The sequence below is a fragment of the Acidovorax temperans genome, from assembly GCF_006716905.1.
Taxonomy (GTDB): domain Bacteria; phylum Pseudomonadota; class Gammaproteobacteria; order Burkholderiales; family Burkholderiaceae_C; genus Acidovorax; species Acidovorax temperans.
This window is the reverse complement of record NZ_VFPV01000001.1, coordinates 566,616-583,297: the sequence shown is the minus strand read 5'-3', so window position 1 is coordinate 583,297 and position 16,682 is coordinate 566,616. Positions and strand designations below refer to the sequence as shown.

Sequence of the window (16,682 nt, the reverse complement as noted above, 5' to 3'; positions counted from 1 at the left end):
GGTGATTGTGCCGTTGGCCTTGCAATTGCGCATGGCTTTGAGGGAAAGCTCGGGTGCCGCGGGGTGGGTGTTGTAGCCTCGGAGGTTTTGATTTTCGGGGATCGCTTTCGTGACGCCACACAACGATTTTTGGCCAGGCAGCCACTTTTCGCTCTTGCAACGCGATGCGCGGGGCTGGCTGGTGCCTACCGAGGCGTACGTGCGCACCCTGCTGGCACGGCCTGAACTGGCGCTGGTGCCGGAGTCCTGCGCTGCAGAAATCGCCTTGCACGAGGGGCTGGTGGCCGCACCCCTGGCACCTGTGCAGCGCGAGCAATTGGCGGCAGTGCAGGATGACGATGCGCGTGAGAACTACACGGTGTTTCTGCGCTTTCGCGATGGCCTTCTGGCTGCGGGCACGCTGGAGGCTTACTACCTGCGGCTGATGCGCAGCGGCGCGGTGGATGTGCCTGCGGTGTTCATCGACGCGGTGGTGCAGGCCCTGCTGCGCAATGTGCTGGACGCCAGCAACGACGCGCTGGAAGCCCGTGCGGCCGAGATGCTGTTTCGCCCGCAGCGCATCACCTTGCAAGAGGGCCAGATGCTGGCGGGTGACCGCGATGCCCTCGACCTGCTGCACGAAACCGCAGGCCTCGGTGAAGTAGGGCGCCTGCTGCGCCAAGGCGGTGTGCTGCAACCGACCGCGCAGGTGCAGGTGCAGGTGCTCACGCCCGACAACGCCGTGGTCTATTGGGCCGAGAGCGAGCGCCACCACTTTCTGCTGGACCTGACCCACGAGCTGACGCAGGACCTGAGCCATGGCCTCACCCTCAAGCTGACCCGCGCCCGCTCGGGCCTGAAGGCCCTGGCGCGGGTGCTGGAACGCTGGGTGCTGCATATGCTGGGCGTGCAGGTACAGATCGAGCCGGTGCACCAGATCAATGACAGCGCCTGGCGCTGGCATGTGGGGCTGGACGTGGAGTCCACCGCCATCCTGAACGACCTGTACCAGGACCGGCCGGTGGAGGCAGAACGCATGGCAAGGCTGGTCAGCCTGTTCACGCTGACTTTTGCCAACCCCGCCGAGATGCGCGCCGATGTGGCGGGCAAGCCGGTGTACCTGGGGTTGGCGACTAACGCCGAAGGGCTGGTGCGCATCAAGCCGCAGAACCTGCTGCTGAACTTGCCGTTGGCTACCGTGTCCTGAATTGCTATTGAATCAATAGCTGCCAGCGCTTTTCTAATAAGCGCTAGCGGCCATTTTGATTAAAAACCGCCGCAGCGCATGCGTAGCAGTGCGGCGGGTGCTCAGCCCAGCGTCATCAGGCTGGCGTTACCGCCCGCAGCGGCGGTGTTCACGCTCAAGGCGCGTTCGATCACCAGGCGCTCCAGCGGAATGTCCACCGCGCCGGGCTGCATGGCCGTCACGCCCACGATGGGGCCGGGGCGCTGGGCCAGGGCTGTGCACACGGCCTGCAAGGCCTTGCCATCGCCATGGTGCAGCACCGCGTCCAGCGCCACGCTGGCATCGGTGAGGGCGTTGTCTTGCAGCACCACCTGGGCTTGCGCGGCAGCGGGCAGCTGGTTGCGCAGGCTGGCCTGTGCGGTGGGCCACAGCGCCTTGCCGCCACTGGCCAGCACAGCGGCTGTTTGCACCAGCAGGTCGCTGACGGACGTTGCCATGCACAGCACATGGGCGCGCGGGGCCAGGGTGTACACATTGCGCTCGCCCGTGGGGCCGGGCAGGGTGCGGGAGGTGCCGCTTTGCGTTTCCTGTGCAAAGCGCTGGCAGGTGCTGGCCAGTGCCGCGTTGCCCTGGCTTTGCGCCCACTGCTGCAGGGCCGACAAGGCGGGCAACTGGCGGTTGCGGGCCGCGGCCTCGGGCGGCGTGGCGCGGTCAGCGTCGGCAAAGGTGCGTGCCAGCGCATCGGCGGGGCGTTGCGACAGCAAGCGCAGCAGGTACAGCGGCCCGCCGGCCTTGGGGCCCGTGCCCGACAGGCCTTCGCCACCAAACGGCTGCACGCCCACCACGGCGCCGACCATGTTGCGGTTCACGTACACGTTACCGGCATGGGCGCGGTCCACCACGCGGGCAATGGTTTCGTCGATGCGGGTGTGCACGCCCTGGGTCAGGCCGTAACCGGTGGCGTTGATCTGGTCGAGCAACTGGTCCAGATTCTTGCGGGCGTAGCGCACCAGGTGCAGCACGGGGCCGAAGACTTCGCGTTGCAGCTCGCCGATGTGGTTCAGCTCGATCAGCGTGGGCGGCACAAAGGTGCCGGTTGCGCTGCGGGCCGCCAGGTGGCTGGGGTGCTGGTACACGCGGTGGCCTTGGGCTTTGAACTTTTCGATGTGCTGGATGATGCCGGTTTGCGCTTCGGCGTCGATCACCGGGCCCACGTCCACGCGCAGTTCGGCGGTGTTGCCCACGCGCAGTTCGCCCATGGCGCCTTGCAGCATCTCGACCACGCGGTCGGCGGCTTCTTCCTGCACGCACAGCACGCGCAGGGCCGAGCAGCGTTGGCCCGCGCTGTCAAAGGCCGACGACACGGCATCGCCCACCACCTGTTCGGCCAGGGCGGACGAGTCCACAATCATCGCGTTCTGCCCACCCGTTTCGGCGATCAGCGGGATGGGGCGGCCTGCGGCGTCCAGGCGCCCGGCCACGGTGCGCTGCAGGATGCGGGCGACTTCGGTGGAGCCGGTGAACATCACGCCCATCACGCGCTCATCGCCAATCAGGCGCGCGCCCACCGTCTCACCCTGGCCGGGCAGCAGTTGCACTGCGGCGCGGGGCACACCGGCCTGCCACAGCAGGCGCACGGCCTCGGCGGCGATCAGCGGGGTTTGCTCTGCCGGCTTGGCCAGCACGGGGTTGCCTGCGGCTAATGCTGCGGCCACCTGGCCCATGAAGATGGCGAGCGGGAAGTTCCAGGGGCTGATGCAGGCCACGGGGCCGAGCGGGATGTGGGTGGCGTTGTCGAAGGTGCTTTGCACCTGCGCTGCGTAGTAGCGCAAAAAGTCCACGGCTTCGCGAACTTCGGCCACGGCGTTGCTGGCGCTTTTGCCCGCTTCGCGCATCAGCAGGCCCAGCAGGGGCTGCATGCGCTCTTCCAGCAGGTCGGCGGTGCGCAGCAGGGCGGCGGCGCGCTCAGCCGGCGGTGTGGCGGCCCAGGGGGCTGCGGCGGCCTGGGCGTGGGCCAGGGCCTGGTCTACGTCGGCGGTGGTGGCTTCTTGCACTTGGCCCACCACGTCGTTGTGGTCAGCGGGGTTGCGCACGGGCTGGGTGGTGCCTGCGGGCGCGTCAGTGGCGAGCAGGGGTGCTGCCGTCCAGGCGTGGCTTGTCGTGGCTTGCAGGGTGGCAGCCAGCTCGGTCAGCGTGTTTTCATTCGACAAATCCAGCCCGCGTGAGTTGCTACGGTGGGCGCCGTACAGCGCCGCTGGCAGAGGAATGCGCGGGTGGGGCAGACCTGCGGTGCCTTCCTTGGCTGCCTGCTCATCCACCACCTGCACGGGGCTCTTCACCAGCTCGTCCAGCGCAATGGTTTCGTCGGCAATACGGTTCACGAACGAGGTGTTGGCGCCGTTCTCCAGCAGGCGGCGCACCAGGTAGGCCAGCAGCGTTTCGTGCGTGCCCACGGGGGCGTAGATGCGGCACGGGCGGCCCAGGCCGCCCTTTCCTGTGTCTCGGCCCAGCTTGCCAGCCGTGATGGCGCCCACCACCTGCTCATACAGTGGCTCGCCCATGCCGTGCAGGCACTGGAACTCGTACTGCCCGGCGTAGTAGTTGCTGCCCGCCAGATGGTAGATGGTGGCCAGTGTTTCAGCGTTGTGCGTGGCGAACTGGGGGTACACGGCTTCGGGTGCGGCCAGCAGCTTCTTGGCGCAGGCGATGTACGAAATGTCGGTGTGCACCTTGCGGGTGTAGACGGGGTAGTCCTCCAGGCCATCGACCTGGGCGCGCTTGATTTCGCTGTCCCAGTACGCGCCCTTCACCAGGCGCACCATCAGGCGGCGCTGGGTGCGGCGGGCCAAATCCACCACGTAGTCGATGACGAAGGGGCAGCGCTTTTGGTAGGCCTGGATGACGAAGCCAATGCCGTTCCAGCCTGCCAGCGTGGGCTCGTGGCACAGGCGCTCCAGCAGGTCCAGCGACAGTTCCAGGCGGTCGGTTTCTTCGGCGTCGATGTTCAGGCCAATGTCGTACTGTTTGGCCAGCGCCGTGAGGCGCAACACCAGCGGGTACAGCTCTTCCATCACGCGGTCGAACTGTGCGCGGCTGTAGCGGGGGTGCAGGGCCGAGAGCTTGATGGAGATGCCCGGCCCTTCGTAAATGCCGCGCCCGGCGGATGCCTTGCCAATCGCGTGGATGGCTTGCTCGTACGAGGCGTAGTAGCGCTTGGCGTCTTCGCTGGTCAGCGCAGCCTCGCCCAGCATGTCGTACGAATAGCGAAAGCCCTCGGCCTCCATCGTGCGGGCGTTGCGCAGGGCTTCGTCGATGGTTTCGCCGGTCACAAACTGCTCGCCCATCATGCGCATGGCCATGTCCACGCCCTTGCGGATCAGGGGCTCGCCGCCCTTGCCGATCAGGCGGCTGAGCGAGCTCCCCAGGCTGCTTTCGCTGTGCGTGGCCACCAGCTTGCCGGTGATGAGCAGCCCCCAGGTGGCGGCGTTGACGAACAGCGAGGGGCTCTTGCCCAGGTGCGAATCCCATTGGCCGTTGCTGATCTTGTCGCGAATGAGCGCGTCGCGCGTGGCCTTGTCGGGAATGCGCAGCAGCGCCTCGGCCAGGCACATCAGCGCCACGCCTTCTTGGGATGACAGTGAAAACTCTTGCAGCAAGCCCTGCACCAGGCCAGCCCGGCCTGCGCTGGCCTTGCGCTCGCGCAGCGACTTGGCAATGCGCAGCGCCAGTTGCTGTGATGCCGTGGCCAGCTCTTGCGGCAGGCGGGCCTGTGCCAGCAGCGGTGCCAGGGCCTCGGGCTCGGGGCGGCGGTAGGCGGCGGTGATGGGGGCGCGCAGCGGGTTGGTGAGCGGGGTGCGGGGCGCGAACTGGGCGAACGGAGCTGTGGGTTGCGTCATGGCGAGGCCTTGGGTGGAAGGTGGGTGCCAAACAGGGTTTGGCGCAATGAAAGCGATGATCCCCGGACTTGAGCCGAATGAATATTCAAAGAATGCGCTATCGTTTGAATAATTCACTAAAAATAGGGTCTATGGAAAATAATCTAGACCGCATCGACCGAAAAATCTTGTCAATCCTGCAAGAAGACGGGCGCATCGCCAATCTGAAGCTGGCCGAGGCCGTGGCCTTATCGCCCACCGCCGTGCTGGCACGGGTGCAGCGCCTCACGCGCGAAGGCTACATCCTGGGTTACGAAGCGCGCCTCAATCCCATGAAGCTGGGCGCGGGCATGCTGGTGTTTGTAGAGGTGCTGCTGGACCGCACCACGCTCAATGTGTTCGACCAGTTCAAGGCGGCCGTGCAGGTACACCCCGAGATCATGGAATGCCACCTGGTGGCGGGTGGCTTTGACTACCTGCTCAAGACCCGTGCCGCCGACATGAACGCCTACCGGGTGTTTGCAGGCAACGTGCTGTGGCAACTGCCCGGCGTGCGTGAAACCCGCACCTATGCGGTGATGGAAGAGGTCAAGCACAGCAACCATCTGCATCTGCATGTGTGAGGCTGGCAGCTGTCCCATGGGGGTGGAGCCGCCGAGGACGCCGCCGCATAATGCAGCCACAAATTTTGAACTGATACCCGAGGAGAGGAATATGCCCGCATTGCCCCATGTCGCAGCCGTTGCCGCTCTGGCCGCCGCCCTGTTCAGCCCCGTGGCGTCTGCTGCCTGCTACCAAATCTATGCGCCCGATGGTGAATTGATCTACCGCTCCACCGAGCCACCGGTAGACATGTCGTACCCCCTGCACCAGACGCTGCCCAAGGTTGCCCCTGGTGGCAAGTTGATCTTCTCGCTCGACTTGCACGGCTGTGAACTCACCATCAACAAGCTGTCCGTGCGTGCGGGCAAGCCTGCGTCCGTTCCCCTGCCAGTCCAAGACCGCCGCGCCGACCGCGGCTGAACCAGGTCGCGAGCCTGAGACAATCGGGGGATGAGCGAACAGACCGAACCACTCTCCCCACCCCTTCAAGACACCGCAGACCAGCCCGATCTTCCCGAGGGCTGGCTTGCCGTCCAGTCCATGGACCTGGATGCCCAGGGCGTGGCCCGCAAGCCCGACGGTAAGGTGGTCTTCATTGATGGTGCCCTGCCGTTCGAGTGGGTCAGCGCCAACACCCACCGCAAAAAGAACAACTGGGAACAGGCCAGCCTGACGCACATCCACCGCGAGTCCTCCCAGCGCGTGCGCCCCGGCTGCCCGCACTTTGGCCTGCACGGTGGCGCCTGCGGCGGCTGCAAGATGCAGCACCTGGACACGCGCGCCCAGGTGGCCGTCAAGCAGCGGGCGCTGGAGGACAACCTCTGGCACCTGGGCAAGGTGAAGGCCGAAACCATCCTGCGCCCGATCGAGGGCCCCGCCTGGGGCTACCGCTACCGCGCTCGCCTGGCCGTGCGCCATGTCATCAAAAAGGGCGCGGTGCTGGTGGGCTTTCACGAGCGCAAGAGCCGCTACGTGGCCGACATGGAAGTCTGCCCCGTGCTGCCGCCCCACGTCAGCGCCATGCTGATGCCGCTGCGCAAGCTGGTGGCCGACATGGATGCGCGCGACACCTGCCCGCAAATTGAGCTGGCCTGCGGTGACCACGTCACGGCCCTGGTGCTGCGCCACCTGGAGCCCTTGTCGGCCGAAGACATTGCCCGCCTGCGCGCCTTTGCCGCCCAGCACCAGGTGCAGTGGTGGCTGCAGCCCAAGGGGCCCGACACCGTCAAGTTGCTGGACGAAGGCGGCGAGACACTGTCGTATGCGCTGCCCGACTTCGGCATCACCATGCCGTTCAAGCCCACCGATTTCACGCAGGTGAACCCGCACATCAACCGCGTGCTGGTGTCGCGCGCCCTGCGCTTGCTGGACGTGCAAAAGCACGAACGGGTGATTGACTGGTTCTGTGGCCTGGGCAACTTCACGCTGCCCCTGGCCACCCAGGCGCGCGAGGTGCTGGGCATTGAGGGCAGTGAGGCTCTGGTGGCCCGCTCGCGTGAAAATTACAAGTCAAATCAGGCTCAAAGGCAGGATGGAAAAGCGCTGGCAGCTACTGATTTTGTAGCGCGCAACCTGTTTGAGATGACGCCAGAGATGCTGATTGCCGACGGCACCGCCGACAAGTGGCTGGTAGACCCACCGCGCGAAGGCGCCTTTGCCCTGGCCAAGGCCCTGGCAGACATCGAACAGGCCCGCATTGGCGCTGAGGGAGCTGGCCCGTTGCCCGCAGGGGCCGAAGGTTGGACGCCGCCCAAGCGCATTGTGTACGTGAGCTGCAACCCCGCCACGCTGGCGCGCGATGCGGGCCTGCTGGTGCATTTGGCGGGCTACCGCTGCGTGGCGGCGGGCATGGTCAACATGTTCCCGCACACCGCGCACGTTGAAAGCATGGCGGTGTTTGAGCGGGCCTGAGCAGGCCCGGTAGGCGCAGCGGCCGGCCCCAGGCCGGCTGCGCCGCTGTGAGGCGGCTTTGGAGGATCAGCCCGGGTCGCGGGCGCCAGAGGCTGGCGTGCTCTTCTTCTCGGGTTTTTCATTGCGGTCAATGACCGAGGGGGCGCCTTCGAGCTTGTTCTCGCGCATGTAGGCGTCCATCTCCTTCCAGCCCGCAAACACTGCTGCCTTCGAAGCCTTGGGATTCAGGGTGTAGCAGTCTTCCAGCCCGCGCAGGGCATGGCGGCAGGCGCCGCCGATGGCTTTGGATTCTTCTTCCCGCTGCGCAATGCGGGGGTCAGGCCAGATGCCTGGGATTTCACAGCCAGTCAGCACCACCACCGCCATGGCGGCAACAAGCAAACGCGAAGGGTGGACGCGGAGGTATGGAAACATCTTGTCTCATTATCGGCACGCTGGGCCCAAACCTTGAGAGTACCCTGCGCCGCAGTCAACATAGTCGTTGAGTGCCGTGGCCGCGGCGTACCGTTATTTCGCAGGGGCGCTGCGTTAAGGGTGCGAGGGATTCCCTCACTGCAGGGATGAACTCTTTCACCCCAGCTGGTCATCGCCAACGCCGCCGTGGGCGCTATGCTCCGGGAGCGTTGGCACCGGATTGATCCCGTGGCCCGCCTCAAAGGACATTCCATGAAAACCAAATTTGAACTCGAACTCGCCGATGTCAAGCGCATCGCCGCCGCTGCAGAAGCCGAAGCGCTCAAGAACCAATGGGCCGTGACCATTGCCATCGTGGACGACGGCGGCCACCTGCTGTGGTTGCAGCGCCTGGATGGGGCTCCCGCCATTTCCTCGCACATTGCGCCAGCCAAGGCCCACACTGCCGCCCTGGGCCGGCGTGAGAGCAAGGTGTATGAAGACGTCATCAACGGCGGCCGCACCTCGTTCCTGAGCGCACCTGCCGTGGCGGGCATGCTCGAAGGCGGTGTGCCTATCCTGAAGGACGGCCAGTGCCTGGGTGCGGTGGGGGTCAGTGGCGTGAAGTCTTCCGAAGACGCGCAGATTGCCCGTGCGGGCATTGCCGCCATCGGCCTGTAAAAGCCCAAGCCGTGCCAGTGGCACGCGCCAACAAAAAACCGGCCGCTGGGCCGGTTTTTTGTTGGGGAAACGAAGATCGCAGGGGAAAAAAAAGCCTGGCTACGCGGGATCAACCGTTGGCTGGCAAAAACGACCCTTGCGGACTGCTGATGAGCCCGGGAGTCGCCCCACGATGAAACTCATTTGGTCAGGATCAGCTTGCCCAGCTTGGTGGCTTGCAAGCGGTACAGCGAACCGTTGTGGCTGATGGCCACGGCCTTTTGGCCTTGCAGGAGGGTGCTGCTGTCCACCGCCAGCACGGGGCCATCAGCGGTGGGAGAGGGGGCAGAACCCGTGTTGGCGGAGGCCACGGAAGAACGCAAGAACGCGGCGGTGGTCAGGGTGGCTTGCATGTCTGTGTTCCTGAAGCGGTGTAATGCTGTCGATGTGCTAATGATAACGATTCGCAATTACTTTGCAAGCGGTTTCTGAAAAATATTTCCCTGTTCGGGTTGAGATCCGGGATTCAGGCGGTGAGCATGGTGCGGAAGGCAGTAGGGTGCTCGTCCACCAGGGCTGACGCCTTCACCGCTCGCCATCGTTGCGCTGCTTGCCCGTGACTGCGGAGATAAAAACCTCGACCCCCAGGTACAGGAAGTACAAGACGCTTGCCAGTCTTCCCTGGTCAGCGAACAGCAGCCCCAGGCAGACGGCGGCGCAGGTGAGGTGGGCGGCGAGGCGAATCTTCATGCAAGGTCTCCTGAGGGTGGGGCTGTGGACCCCTTGGGGGATGGAGTGCGTGGCTGTGGTGGCCTGAGAGGGGCGTGCCACAGTGGGCAGGTGCGGCTGGTGCGCACAAAGCACTGAGGGGTGCCACTGCGATCGCTGCACCGCGGCTCACAACGCAAAAAGCCCCGCGCGCGGGGCTCGGGGCTTTCGGAGGGGCACGGTGCCGTGCCAGAGGGCGGGCGTGACCACCACGATGCCTTGCTTATTGCTGCGGGTCCGTCACAAACCCGATCTTGCGCACACCGGCACGTTGGGCGGCTGCCATGGCGGTGGCCACCTTTTCATAGCGCACGGCCTTGTCGCCGCGGATGTGCAGGTCGGGCTGCGGTTCCTTGGCGGCTTCGGCTTGCAGGCGGGGGAAGAGTTCTTCCTCCGTCACTTCCGATTCGTTCCAGTAGTACTTGCCATCGGCCGACACGCTCAGGCGCACGGTTTCGGGCTTCACGTCCTCGGGCTGGTTGGTGGCCCTGGGCAGGTCCACGTTGACCGAGTGTTTCATCACCGGCACGGTGATGATGAAGATGATCAGCAGAACCAGCATCACGTCCACCAGGGGCGTCATGTTGATCTCGTTCATCACCTCATCGGAGCTGTCCTGGGTTCCGAACGACATGGCTTAGCTGCCTTTCTTCATGGGCAGCACCTTGCCTTGTTCGCCGCCCGCGTTCACACGGGCACCCGTCACAAAGTAGGCGTGCAGGTCGTGCGCAAAGCTGTTGAGGCTGCCTAGGATGGACTTGTTGCCGCGCACCAGGGCGTTGTAGCCCAGCACCGCAGGGATGGCAACGGCCAGGCCCAGGGCGGTCATGATGAGTGCCTCGCCAATAGGGCCGGCCACCTTGTCGATGGTGGATTGGCCCGAGGTGCCGATGGCCAGCAGCGCGTGGTAGATGCCCCACACAGTGCCGAACAGGCCGATGAACGGCGCGGTGGAGCCCACCGAGGCCAGGACGGCCAGGCCCGATTGCAGGCGGGCGGTGAATTCATCAATGCAGTTGCGCAGGCAGCGTGTCACCCAGTCGCTCACGTCCAGTGCGTCGTGCAGGTGCGCCTTGGTGTTGCGGTGGTGGGCGGTGGCTTCGCGGCCTTCCAGGGCCAGGTGGCGGAAGGGGTTGGTGGGGTCGGCACCCAGCTTGGTCATGCCGGCGGCAAAGTCTTCGCTGTGCCAGAAGTCTTGCGCGGCGCGGGCGTGCTTCTTGAACTTGATGATGTCCAGCGCCTTGATCAGGATGACGATCCACGAGGCCAGCGACATACCCAGCAGCAGCACGGCCACGGCCCGGGTAACAAAGTCGCCTTGAATCCAGACATTGGCGATACCGAATTGCGATTCCATGAAAACTCCCTAAGCGTTGATTGGTTTATTCGAGAACAAAGTTGACGGGGACCAGGTTCCACATGGTTTCTGGAACACCGTTGCGCTTGCCGGGCACAAAGCGCCAGCGCATCACGGCCTCCTGGGCCTGGCGGTCCAGGCGCTCGTAGCCGCTGGACTTATTGATTTCCACCTTCTGCGGGGCGCCATCGGTGCCGATCAGCACGCGCAGCACCACCTTGCCTTGCTCACCCATGCGCTTGCTGATGGCGGGGTAGCTGGGCTTGGGGTTGTTGAGGTAGGCGGCGTCGCTGGAGGGCAGCTCGATCTTGGGCGGTGCCGGGGGCGCGGGCGGCGCAGCAGGCGCGGGGGCGGCGGCCACGGGCTCGGTGATGGGCGGCGCTGGCGGCTGCGGCGTGGTCACCCCGGTGGGCGCGTTGGGCGCGGGCGTGGGGTCGTTGATGGCCAGGGGCATGGGCGCCGGGGTGGGCTTGGGCGCTTGCACCTTCGGTGCTGGCTTAGGCGGTGTGGGCGCGGGTGGCTTGGGCGGCGGGGGGGCTACCTTGGGGGCGGGCGGGGCAATGAACTCGCTGAGCAACTCGGCGGGAACAATCACTTCGGCTGCTTTGCGCACCAGGCCCGACTGCAGGGCCCAGATGGCCGCAACGTGAAACAGCACCACGCTGCCCACGATGACGGTGTTGCGACTCAGGCCCCCAGCAGGGGCAAAACGATCAGGCTGCGACATAAAAATGATAGCTGCCAGCGCTTACTGCATAAGCGCTAGAGGCCAAAAAGACCTTGTTTATTTGCGAAAGATCCACCAGGCGGAGCCCGCCACCAGGATCAAGCTGCCTGCGAGTGTAGAGAGGAGGTCCATGCCTTGCTTTCCGTGATGGAGCTGGCAAGCTGGATCGCCCGTGGCGCGGTGTCATTGTGCACCGCAGCAACCGGATGAGACGCACTGCATTGCGCCACGACATCGCGGGCGCAGCTCTCGCAGCGGCCGCATTGGGTGGCAACGCCCAGTTCGAACTGGATTTCGTCAAAGCTCAGACCCGCCCGGGCGTGGCGGGCAATTTCTCGGTCCGAAACTCGGCGGCATACACAGACGATCATGGCGGCAAGCTAAGTAGCTGGCTGTTGATAATGAGCGAATTATAAATGCGAATCCATCGCATTTGCAATGCAATTCCTTGTTTTGGTGGGGTTGATAGGGCACAAGCCATGTGGAGGGCCCGCGCGCCGGGGCGGGGCCCCATTGCTCGATCAGTCAGCGGACAGGGCTGCGGGCGCGTCTGCCAGGGTTTTGCAGCCGGTCAGGGCCATGGCCACCTCCAGTTCGTCACGCAGCAGGCGCAGCACATGGGCCACGCCCGCCGCGCCCGCGTGGGCCAGTCCGTGCACGGCAGGTCTGCCCACCAGCACCGCGCTGGCGCCCAGCGCCATGGCCTTGAGCACATCGGTGCCCCGGCGGATGCCGCCATCCACCAGCACGGGCACGGCGCCCGCCACGGCCTGCGCCACACGGGGCAGGGCCACGGCGGTGGGTGGGGCGGTGTCGAGCGTGCGCCCACCGTGGTTGGACACGATGACCCCTGCCGCCCCTGCCGCCACGGCCTGCGTGGCGTCAGCCGGGTGCAGCACGCCCTTGAGCAGCACGGGCAGGCGGGTGATGGACCGGAGCCAGGCGATGTCGTCCCAGGTGGGGGCCTGGTGCAGCAGGCCATCGAACAGTGCGCTTTGCCCAGGTTGCAGTTGCGGCGCGGGCGCGGGCTGCAGGCCGGCCAGGTTCACCGGGCCGATGCCTGGCGGCAGGCGAAACTGCGCACGGCGCTCCCGGTCGCGGATGCCGCTGGTGGGGGCGTCCACGGTCAGCACCAGGGCCTCGTAACCTGCGGCTTCCGCGCGCTGCACCAGGGCCTGGGTAAAGCCCCGGTCGTGCTGTAGGTACAGCTGAAACCACAGCGGCCCGCGCCCTGGGTCGCTGAGCACCGCCTGGGCGATGGGCTCCAGCGGCAAACTGGCCTGGGTGCTGAGCACCAGCCCTGCGCCCAGCGCCGCAGCAGCATAGGCAGTGGCCAGTTCGCCGTCAGGGTGGGCCATGCGCTGAAAGGCAATGGGGGCCAGCAAGATGGGGTGGGCCAGCGTGCGGCCCAGCAGGCTGACGCGGGTGTGCCCGCCCGCCAGGGGGCGCAGCACGCGCGGCCACAGGGGCAGGGCGTCCCACGCGCTGCGGTTGGCGCGCAGGGTGATTTCATCGGCAGCCCCGCCACTGAAGTAGGCCCAGGCGTTGTCGTCCAGTTGCTGGCGCGCGTGCTGTTCGTGGTCGGCCAGGCTCACCACCGTGGGGGGAACCTTTTGCAGGGCGGGGGAATGGGTCATTGCAATGAAAAAAGCACCTGGCGCTTGTCTAGTAAGCGCAATGTGCTATCAAAAAGAGAGTGTTTCGGGGCAAGCCATGGGGGCGATGGTGCCATGGCACTCAGAACCTGTTCAAGGTCTTTTTGGGGGATCGCATTGGAGTGCAATCGGGATGAGTGGATGCCCCGGCTGCTTGCATGGGCTCGTGCCCATGCAAGCAGCCGGGGCGCCAAAGCTCCAAGTTCATCGGCCCGATTTCACTCCAACCCTTCGGGCAAATGTCTTGCCGGGCGGTCTGCGGCGTTGCGGCGTTTGCCAATAGCCGAGCTATTGGCTGCACACCGCGCCTTGCATCCCATCCCGGCAAGGCACTTGTGCGACCCCAAAAAGATCTTGAACAGGTTCTCACACATCGGCCCACATGCGCAGCAGGTTATGGTACGTGCCCGACAGGGCAATCACCGCAGGATCAGTTTCGCCCACGCTTTGGCGCAGCTTGAGCAAGGCCATGTCCATGTCAAACAGCAGCTGGCGCTGCTCCAGCCCACGCACCATGCTCTCCACCCAGAAGAAGCTGCAGATGCGGTGCCCGCGTGTGACGGGCGAGACCTGGTGCACGGTGCTGCTGGGGTAGAGGATGAGGTCGCCTGCGGGCAGCTTGATGCGCTTTTCGCCCAGGGCCTGGGCGATGACCAGCTCGCCACCGTCGTAGTCTTCGGGCGCGGTCAAAAACAGGGTGCAAGACAAGTCGCTGCGCACCCAGCAGCCATCGGCCTTGGAGTGCATGACGGCGCTGTCTACATGGTTGCCGTAGTAGTTGGCGCTGTCGCCATAGTTATTGAACAGCGGGTTGAAGATGCGCCGTGGCAGGGCCGCTGAAAAAAACAGGGCGCTGCGGTGCACCGCAGCCTTCACCTTGGCCTGCAGCAGGGCAGACAGCTCGCTGGCTTGCGACAGCTGCAGGTTGTTTTTCTGGTGCTGCGCCTGGCCCCCTGCGCTGCGTACTCCGTCCACCCAGGGGGCGTCCGGGCCAAGGGATTGCTGGAAGAAAGCGATTTCCTCAGCGGTCAGAACGTTCTGGATGTGCAGGAACATGGTGTGCAGGAGGGCAAGGGGCCGTGGCGCAGGGGATCAGAAGCGGGTCTTCAGGGTCAGCTGGACAGAGCGCGCCGCGCCAGGGATGTAGAAGCCGCGGTACAGGCCGTCAGCGTAGACCTTGTCAAACAGGTTGTTCACGTTGAGCTTGACGGAGGTTTTGTCGTCGATGGCGTACTCGACCATCGCATCCACCACACCGAAACCGCTGGCATACACGGCGCGCGAGCCCTCGGGGTTTTGCTTGCCGCGGTAAGTAATACCAGCGCCTGCACGGATCTTGGACGTGATGGCGTAGGTGCTCCACACGCTGCCGCTGTGCTTGGGGGTGAGGCCTGGGCGGTCGCCCTGCACCTGCGCACCGCCACCGTTGGCAGCGAGCACCACGTTGCTGCGGTCGATCTTGGCGTCAGGAATCCAGGTGTGATTCCAGAACACTTCCCATTGGGGCGAAATGCGGCCAGCGAGGTTGAATTCCATGCCGGTGGCGTGGCGCTTGCCGGACAGCAGCTCTTGCGCGGCAGCCGTGTCGGGGTCGGTGTTGCGCTCGTTGTATTTCTCGCTGTAGAACATGGCCACGCCCAGCAGTGCGCGGCGTTCGAACAGCTCGAACTTGCTGCCAATTTCGATGTTGCGGCTCTTTTCGGGCGGTGTGGCCGCTGCACGGTTGGTGCTGTTGCTCAGGCTGATGTCGTACTGGTACGTATCGCCCGAGGTGTTGTACGAAGTGCCGTAAGACACGTAGTACGAAGTCAGCTCGTCGGGCTGGAAGATCAGGCCGACGCGGGGGCTGACCAGGCTGTCCGAGATCTTGTTGCTGATCGTGCCGGCGGGGTTGCGGTAAGACGCGCTGAAGTCGTCATAGCGCAGGCCGCCCACCAGCTTGAGGGTGTTGGTGAGCGAGACGGTGTCTTGCGCATACAGACCCAGGTTGCGCGACGTGAAGGTGTTCCACTGTACGGGAGCGCGGCCATCCACCACCGAGGCGCCGTTGTTGGGCGCGCCCACGATGGTGGTGGGGCGTGCTGTGGTGTTGGCGTAGCTTTGGTTGCGCTTGGCGTCGTCGTCGTAATAGTCCACACCCGCCAGCACGGCGTGCTTCTTGCCGCCCCAGTTGAAGGTGTTGCTGTAGTCGCTTTGTGCTTGCAGCACATCGCTTTCGCCGATGCGACCCTTGGAACCACGGGTCAGCACGGTGCTTTCGTTGATCTGACCCAGGGTGATGCCGCTGTTCTGGAAGCCAATGGTGCTGGCCAGCATGTCGCGCTTGTAGTTGCCCCAGCGCAGGCGGGTGTTCAGCTCGCCGTTGTCGTCAAAGCGGTGGATATGGCCCAGCGTGACGTACTTGGATTCGGTGTTGTTGTAGTCGCTTTGCAGCCCGTAGAAGTTGCGGGCGGGCAGGGTGGTGTTGATCTTGCCGTCGGCCGACAGGCGCCAGGGGTGGTTGTAGATCGGGCGGCCTTCGGTGGTCAGGTAGTAAGCGCCGATGGAGAACTCATCGCGCGTGCCGATGCCCCAGGCAAAGCTGGGTGCAATGCCGCGCTTGTCTTGCTTGGCACCGAAGTTGTCGGACTCCTGCACCATGGCGTTCAGGCGGAATGCCGCGTTTTCGCCGGTGATGAAGTTGAGGTCGGCGGTGGCGCGGTGGGTGTTGCCGGTGCCGTAGGTGTACGAGGCTTCGTGCTGGTCGATCAGCAGAGGAGACTTGCTCACCTGGTTGACCACGCCGCCAGTCGAGCCTTTGCCGAACAGCATCGAGGCCGAGCCCTTGAGCACTTCAACGCGGTCGTTGTTGAAGGTGTCGCGCTCCAGCAGCGGGGCGTCCTTCATGCCGTCGTTGTAGATATCACCGGCCTGGCCCAGCGAGAAGCCGCGCAGACGCACGTCTTCCTCACCCGTTTCGCCTGCCAGAAAGGTCACGCCGGCGGTGGTGCGCAGCACTTCGCGGAAGTCGTCCTGGTTGCGGTCGTTCATCAGCTTTTCAGTGAACACCGTGACCGACTGCGGAATGTCCTTGATCTCTTGCTTGCCCTTGCCCACGGTAGTCTGCTTGATCAGCAGGGTGTCTTTGCCCTGTGGGGCGGCCTGCTCCTTCACCGTCACGGCGGGCAGCGTGGCTTCGGGTGTGGTGCCGGTCTGCGCCCAGCTGCCAACCGAGGCGGCCAGCATCATGGCGCCCAGGGGCAGCAAGACTTTGTCGGACTGGGGGGGCGGAAGAGGGAGTCGATTGCAGCATGCTGCTGCCGCGCGGTGCGCAGGTTTTTGCCAAGGTGGCCTCCGAAAATGGATGGTGCAGGTGGTGTGGCATCGCTCGTCAGCGCGCACCAGCGGTGGCCGCGCAGCATGGGCGAGGGATGTACCAAGAGCAGACCAGAGGCAATGGCTAGATTCACGCAGCGGGGCGCGGTGTGCATGGCTATGCGTTTGTCAGCTGTTATGTATTGTATCAAATGAGGGTCATTCTCATTTGTATTGGTGTTTGTAAACAACAGCGTGATCAACGGACCGAGAC

The 16,682-nt window shown here is 64.8% G+C and carries 16 protein-coding genes; 5 read left to right on the top strand and 11 right to left on the bottom strand.

The window, feature by feature from the left end; genetic code table 11:
* Positions 1-109 precede the first annotated feature (109 nt).
* Entirely contained in the window at positions 110-1,186 is a 1,077-nt protein-coding gene (locus tag BDD18_RS02910; protein WP_142081285.1) for a DUF6352 family protein, read from the top strand.
* Between the two features lie 101 nt (positions 1,187-1,287).
* Here the strand turns inward: BDD18_RS02910 and putA are convergent, their stop codons facing one another.
* A complete protein-coding gene (gene putA, locus BDD18_RS02905; RefSeq protein WP_142081283.1) occupies positions 1,288-5,061 on the bottom strand; it encodes a trifunctional transcriptional regulator/proline dehydrogenase/L-glutamate gamma-semialdehyde dehydrogenase in 3,774 nt (1,257 codons plus the stop codon).
* Positions 5,062-5,192: 131 nt separating this feature from the next.
* Between putA and BDD18_RS02900 the strand changes: the two genes are divergently transcribed.
* The 3 genes from BDD18_RS02900 to rlmD all read left to right on the top strand — a co-directional run bounded on the left by BDD18_RS02900 (position 5,193) and on the right by rlmD (position 7,554).
* Positions 5,193-5,663, top strand: a complete 471-nt coding sequence (locus BDD18_RS02900) for an Lrp/AsnC ligand binding domain-containing protein (RefSeq protein ID WP_066698484.1) — start codon at positions 5,193-5,195, stop codon at positions 5,661-5,663.
* Positions 5,664-5,754: 91 nt separating this feature from the next.
* Entirely contained in the window at positions 5,755-6,063 is a 309-nt protein-coding gene (locus BDD18_RS02895; protein WP_066698486.1) for a hypothetical protein, read from the top strand.
* Positions 6,064-6,093: 30 nt separating this feature from the next.
* Positions 6,094-7,554, top strand: a complete 1,461-nt coding sequence (gene rlmD / locus BDD18_RS02890; protein WP_142081281.1) for a 23S rRNA (uracil(1939)-C(5))-methyltransferase RlmD — start codon at positions 6,094-6,096, stop codon at positions 7,552-7,554.
* A 66-nt stretch (positions 7,555-7,620) separates the two neighbouring features.
* On the opposite strand, the gene BDD18_RS02885 is transcribed toward rlmD, so the two are convergent.
* Positions 7,621-7,968: a hypothetical protein gene (locus BDD18_RS02885; protein WP_044400929.1), complete on the bottom strand. Its 348-nt coding sequence runs from the start codon at positions 7,966-7,968 to the stop codon at positions 7,621-7,623.
* Between the two features lie 252 nt (positions 7,969-8,220).
* Here BDD18_RS02885 and BDD18_RS02880 point away from each other — a divergent pair, with 252 nt between their 5' ends.
* On the top strand, positions 8,221-8,628 hold the full coding sequence (locus BDD18_RS02880; protein WP_044400933.1) for a GlcG/HbpS family heme-binding protein: 408 nt from the start codon (positions 8,221-8,223) through the stop codon (positions 8,626-8,628).
* A 179-nt stretch (positions 8,629-8,807) separates the two neighbouring features.
* Here the strand turns inward: BDD18_RS02880 and hemP are convergent, their stop codons facing one another.
* The 9 genes from hemP to BDD18_RS02840 form a co-directional block, all read right to left on the bottom strand.
* Positions 8,808-9,020: a hemin uptake protein HemP gene (gene hemP, locus BDD18_RS02875; protein ID WP_142081278.1), complete on the bottom strand. Its 213-nt coding sequence runs from the start codon at positions 9,018-9,020 to the stop codon at positions 8,808-8,810.
* A 172-nt stretch (positions 9,021-9,192) separates the two neighbouring features.
* The gene (locus BDD18_RS22025; protein WP_156445240.1) at positions 9,193-9,357 is read right to left on the bottom strand and encodes a hypothetical protein; all 165 of its coding nucleotides are present in this window, start codon (positions 9,355-9,357) and stop codon (positions 9,193-9,195) included.
* 241 nt (positions 9,358-9,598) lie between these two features.
* Complete coding sequence (locus BDD18_RS02870) at positions 9,599-10,009, bottom strand: ExbD/TolR family protein (RefSeq protein ID WP_044403076.1); 411 nt, start codon at positions 10,007-10,009, stop codon at positions 9,599-9,601.
* 3 nt (positions 10,010-10,012) lie between these two features.
* Complete coding sequence (locus BDD18_RS02865) at positions 10,013-10,732, bottom strand: MotA/TolQ/ExbB proton channel family protein (RefSeq protein ID WP_142081276.1); 720 nt, start codon at positions 10,730-10,732, stop codon at positions 10,013-10,015.
* 25 nt (positions 10,733-10,757) lie between these two features.
* The gene (locus BDD18_RS02860) at positions 10,758-11,459 is read right to left on the bottom strand and encodes an energy transducer TonB (RefSeq protein WP_142081274.1); all 702 of its coding nucleotides are present in this window, start codon (positions 11,457-11,459) and stop codon (positions 10,758-10,760) included.
* A gap of 98 nt (positions 11,460-11,557) precedes the next feature.
* Positions 11,558-11,830, bottom strand: coding sequence for a (2Fe-2S)-binding protein (locus BDD18_RS02855; protein WP_082758652.1), 273 nt, complete (start codon positions 11,828-11,830; stop codon positions 11,558-11,560).
* 150 nt (positions 11,831-11,980) lie between these two features.
* Positions 11,981-13,096 carry an alpha-hydroxy acid oxidase gene (locus BDD18_RS02850; RefSeq protein ID WP_142081273.1) on the bottom strand — a complete coding sequence of 372 codons (1,116 nt, stop codon included), beginning with the start codon at positions 13,094-13,096 and terminating at the stop codon, positions 11,981-11,983.
* 384 nt (positions 13,097-13,480) lie between these two features.
* Positions 13,481-14,170, bottom strand: a complete 690-nt coding sequence (locus tag BDD18_RS02845; RefSeq protein WP_142081271.1) for a Fe2+-dependent dioxygenase — start codon at positions 14,168-14,170, stop codon at positions 13,481-13,483.
* A 36-nt stretch (positions 14,171-14,206) separates the two neighbouring features.
* Positions 14,207-16,342 (bottom strand): TonB-dependent receptor, encoded by a 2,136-nt coding sequence (locus tag BDD18_RS02840; RefSeq protein WP_142081269.1) that lies wholly within the window; start codon positions 16,340-16,342, stop codon positions 14,207-14,209.
* Positions 16,343-16,682 lie beyond the last annotated feature (340 nt).